Here is a 4,951-nt window from a genome sequence, read left to right on the forward strand (position 1 = left end):
GGTGAACTCGACTCCGAGAAGCCCCCCGATGCGCTGGGCGGTGCTGGCGAGGCTGGTCGCCAGTGCAAAGCCCGCATCGAAGCCCGCCGCGCGGGCTAGGAGCCACTGGGCGTCTTCGATAGTCGTCTCTGGGCGCAGGGCAAACCAGCCCAGCATCCGGGGCATGAGGTTGCGGGAGTAGTGGAGCTGGTTCTTAAAGCGATAGAGGGTCTGGCTCTCGCGGAAGCCCGCGTACCAGGGCTCACCCCAGTTCATGCGGGTGTAGACATGCCAGTTGAAGTGTCCGGGGTTACTGGCATCGTTGATCTGCCCCTTGAGCTCGGGGGCGAGGGCGTTGTACCAGCTCTGAGTAAAGAGCGTCCGCCCGTACTGCCCCATGCCCGTGGACCAGTTGCCCTCCAGCCCATCCAGCGAGATCTGGAGCGTGCCGGTCTGGTTGCAGAGCGCCGCGATATTCTTGGCGACGTCTTGCGTGAGTGAGGCATCGGTCAAAAAGACTTTGTAGTCATGGTCCATCAGCTTCCCGACCGCGCTCTGGCTGGCGTGCGCCGCCGCCTGCGTCCCCCACGCGCCACGCTGGCAGCCCAGGAGCCGCCAGGGTGCGGTCGGCGAGACGCTCTCGTAGCGGACCAGCTCGTCGCCAATGGCAACCGTGCTCATCGCCGTCTTCTTCACGAAAGGCTCCGGGTCAGCAATTAGCAGCTCGGTCTGGGTTGGAGTAACGCTGGCTATGAGCGCACTCACGCCGCTCCGTGCGAGGCGTGGATCGGGGCGCGGGGTGACATACGGGTCGTTGGGGGTAATAAAATTCGAGAGCGTGTGAAAGCCCACCCGCACGCCTGCTTTTTTCGCACGCTCGACACACTCCCGCAGCCCCGCGACCCCATGCGGAAAGAGACTAGGCTTGAGGCGAAAGTGCCCCCAGGTCTCAAACGGCGAGCTATGGTAAAGATAGCGCAGCCCCGCCTTCAGGGTCATCTCAATGGCGCGATCAATCGTGCTCTCGCTGAAATCAACAATCAGATAGGAGTCCGTCGCACGCGGGGATTTCTTGGCCCAGACCCCATCGAGCAACGGGTGCGGCAGCCCCTCTGCCACTTCAATCGCGCCCAGCGTGTCCAGCGCCTTAGCTGCTGGGCAAGCAAAGAGCGCGATCTTGCTCCCGACCACGCCGCCATCGTCAAAGGCGGGCGCGGGGAACTTCTCAATGCCCCAGTTGGGAATCACACGCGCCTGGCTCCGGTTGCGGCAGTAGCACTGGATCACGCTCCCAAAGGCCGTGCGTCGCGCCGTGTCGCCGCGAAAGAGCTGGTCTTTCTTGAGGGCATCGGGCAGGTCTGGGTAGGTGCCGGTGTCATCGGTATTGAAATCGGGCTCAATATCGCTCTCTTGCCCTGGAAAGCCCCCGAGTGTTTTTACGTTCAGCGCCTGAATCCCAATGGCGGTGTCGGAGTCGCGCACCACGCCGACGATCTCGCCAATCGTTTCCCCGATCACAGTCGGGTACGGCCCCCAGACCACCAGCTCGACGGCATCTTTTGGCGTAAGCTCAATTAGTTCCAGCGTCAGGTGGCTTGTTTTTGTCTGTACCGTCAACACCGTGCTCACGCCAATCGCGCCAAAGCTCAGCGTGAGCCGGCGCGTCTTCCCGTTCCAGCTTGCCGTCTCCGGCGCGTACAGCTTCCCGGCGACGCGCACTTGCAAAAGCGGCGCAGGTTGGCTAGGTCCGAGATAGCTTCGCCCGTCACGGCGGCGTGCCAGCGCAAGCCATGCGCCACTTGCTCCCAGGACAAAAGCGGCATCGCGGGTTGTCCTGGTCACGAGGGGTTCAATCTTTGTCATGCGCTACTATAACCTGACAGGTACAATATTCTCAACAATGCAACGTCGCTTTTTTGCTCTGATCCCCCTTGCGCTGCTGGGAACACTCGCCCTAGCCAAGCGTGAGAGTCGCCTTTGGTCGCTCCAGCCTGTTGGCCTACCCCACACGCCGACGGTGAAGAATACTTCTTGGGGACGCAACCCCATAGATGCCTTTGTGCTGGCCAAGCTTGAAGCAAAGGGCCTAAGGCCCGCGCCGGAGGCCGATAGGCGCACGCTGATCCGGCGGGTGACGTTTGACCTCACCGGCCTACCACCGACGCCACAAGAGATCGCCGCGTTTCTGGCTGACAAAACTCCCCATGCCTACGAAAGACTCGTAGATAGATTACTCGCCTCGCCCCACTACGGCGAGCGCTGGGCGCGGCACTGGCTGGATGTGGCGCGTTTTGGCGAGAGCCATGGCTTTGAGTACGACCGCCTGCGCGAGCACGCCTGGCGCTACCGGGACTGGGTGGTCGAGGCGCTTAACGCGGACATGCCCTACGACCGGTTTGTACGTGAGCAGCTCGCAGGCGATGTGCTCCCCGATGCCAGCCCGGTCGCCACGGGCTTTCTGGTCGCCGGGCCACAGGACGAAGCGGGCAAGGGCGCACCTGGCCTACAAGTGCGGCTCCGAGCACGCGAGGAGGAGCTAGAGGACATGATCGGGCTGGTCGGGCAGACCTTTCTCGGGCTGACCGTCAACTGCGCCCGCTGCCATGACCACAAGTTCGACCCGATTCCCGCCAAGGACTACTACCGCCTCAAGTCTGCGCTAGCGGGTGTCCAGCCCGGAAACCGCCCCGTACTGACGCAAAAGCAAGCCGAGCAGCGTGACAAACAACTCGTGGCGCTGCGCAAACAACAAGCCACTTGCCAGAGAGAGCTTCGGCGCATTGAGGAACCGGCCCGCACGCGCCTGCTGGCCGAGCGTGGCACGGCACCAAAAGCCACCAAGACGCAACCTGTGTTGCGCCTGGGCTTTGACGAGCTGCCGGGCGGACGGCTGAGGCTCGATGGAAAGCGCGGGCGCTTCCAGAGCGAGCCGCTAGCCGTGGAGCTACGAGAAAAAACCCTTGAAGCCTGGGTGAGCCTTGCGGACTTGGAACAGCAGGGCGGGAGTGCGCTGACCATCGAGACTGAGGGCGGAGCGCAGTTTGATGGCATTGTCTTTGGGGAGCGCCAGCGCGGCAAGTGGATCGCCGGGAGCGAGTTCTACCACCGCACCAAAGACCTAGACGCACCGCAAGAGACAGAGACGGGCCTCGTGCAGCTTCTCATTGTCTACCGCGCAGACGGTCACATCCAGCTCTTTCGCAATGGCAAGCCCTACGCCGCCGCCTACCAGCCGGAGGCGACAGCACGCACCTACCCGGCAGGCAAGACGCATCTGCTGATCGGCCCACGCCACACAGGCTCCACGAACTTTCTGAAGGGCGAGCTTGAGGAAGTGCGCGTCTACGACCGAGCCCTCACCGATCCCGAGGTGGCGGAGTCCTATCAGAACGCCCCGTTTAACATCACCCCCGAGGCGCTCACCGCCGCCCTCACCGCGAGCGAGCGCAAGCAGCGCGAGGTGCTCCAGGCAGAGAGTGTGCGGCTGGCGGGAGCGCTAAAAACGCTTGAGGCCCCGGTTCAAGCCTACGCCGCGATCTCCCAGCAGCCCAGCCCGACCTATGTCTTGCCCCGCGGCGATGTCACGGCGCAGGGAGAGCTCGTCACGCCAGGCGGTCTGAGCGCACTCACGGCCTGCTCACCCAACTTTGGCCTCGCCGCCGACTCCCCTGAGGCACAGCGCCGCCTCGCGTTAGCAAACTGGCTGACGGACTCCCGCAACCCGCTGACGGCGCGGGTGATGGTCAACCGGGTCTGGCAGGGGCACTTCGGGCGCGGGATTGTCGGCACCGCAAGCGACTTTGGCAACAACGGTGAGAGCCCCAGCCACCCGGAGCTCCTCGACTGGCTCGCGACTGCGTTCTCCGGTCCCGGCGAGTGGAGCCTGAAAAAACTCCATCGTGCGATCCTGCTCTCCAGCACGTATCGGCAGTCCGGGCAGCTCGATCCCAAGGCAGCGAAAATAGACGTTGACAACCAGCTCCTCTGGCGCTTTCCCCCGCGCCGCCTTGAGGCCGAGGTCGTGCGCGACAGCATGCTCGCTCTCAGTGGTAAGCTCAACCCCGCGCTCGGTGGCCCCAGCTTCCGCCCCTTCACGGTCAGTAACTACGGCTCGGATTTCTACCAGCTGATAGACAAAGACACCCCCGAGTTCAACCGTCGGACGCTCTACCGGATGGGGGTTCAGAGCGCCCGTAACCCGCTGCTAGAAACCCTCGACTGCCCCGACCCGTCCACCAAAACCCCGAAACGCACGGTCACCACGACGCCGATCCAAGCCCTCGCCCTGATGAACGATAGCTTCGTCCTGCGCCAGTCCCGCGCCTTCGCCGAGCGCCTTCGGCACGAGGCAGGGAGCCTCCCCGATGCCCAGATAACTGGGGCCTACACCCTCGCCTTTGGCCGCCCGCCCACGCCCATCGAGCGTAGCCGCGCCCTCACCTATCTCAAAGCCCACCCGCTCGACAGCCTCTGCTGGGCACTGTTCAACTCCAGTGAGTTTCTCTATGCAAAATAGCCCCACCAATCGCCGCGATTTTCTCACCCAAGCCGCCAGTGGCCTTGGCTCCATCGCTCTTGCCGCACTCTTGGTGGACGAGGCACAATCAAGCCCCTTTCCCAGCGAGGAACGAGCGCCCGGGAGAGGGGTTGGGGAGAGGTTGACTGGGGCCGGGGCAGGGGGGAGAGCCAAGCGTGTCATTCAGATATTCTGTTGTGGCGGCGTGAGCCACCTGGATACGTTTGACTACAAGCCTGAACTAATAAAAATGGATGGCAAAGAGTGCAAGAAAGTCTTTGACACGTTCTTTGCCCAGCCGGGAAATCTCATGAAGAGCCCCTTTGCCTTCAAGCAGCACGGCAAGAGTGGGCGCTGGGTGAGCGAGCTGCTGCCGCATATTGCAGAGCGAGTGGATGACATCACGTTTCTGTGCTCAATGAAGGCCAAGTCCGCCAACCACACCCCCGCGACGTT

At 63.1% G+C, this 4,951-nt stretch carries 3 protein-coding genes; 2 read left to right on the forward strand and 1 reads right to left on the reverse strand.

Annotation, left to right across the window (positions count from 1 at the left end; genetic code table 11):
• The coding region (locus tag RMO15_RS07460) for a hypothetical protein (RefSeq protein ID WP_309709965.1) at positions 1-1,842 on the reverse strand (1,842 nt) is incomplete at its 3' end.
• 37 nt (positions 1,843-1,879) lie between these two features.
• Between RMO15_RS07460 and RMO15_RS07465 the strand changes: the two genes are divergently transcribed.
• The gene (locus RMO15_RS07465; protein WP_309709968.1) at positions 1,880-4,495 is read left to right on the forward strand and encodes a DUF1553 domain-containing protein; all 2,616 of its coding nucleotides are present in this window, start codon (positions 1,880-1,882) and stop codon (positions 4,493-4,495) included.
• The coding region (locus RMO15_RS07470) for a DUF1501 domain-containing protein (RefSeq protein ID WP_309709971.1) at positions 4,485-4,951 on the forward strand (467 nt) is incomplete at its 3' end. The genes RMO15_RS07465 and RMO15_RS07470, both read left to right, overlap by 11 nt.

This window comes from Armatimonas sp. (assembly GCF_031410135.1).
In the GTDB taxonomy this organism is placed as follows: domain Bacteria; phylum Armatimonadota; class Armatimonadia; order Armatimonadales; family Armatimonadaceae; genus Armatimonas.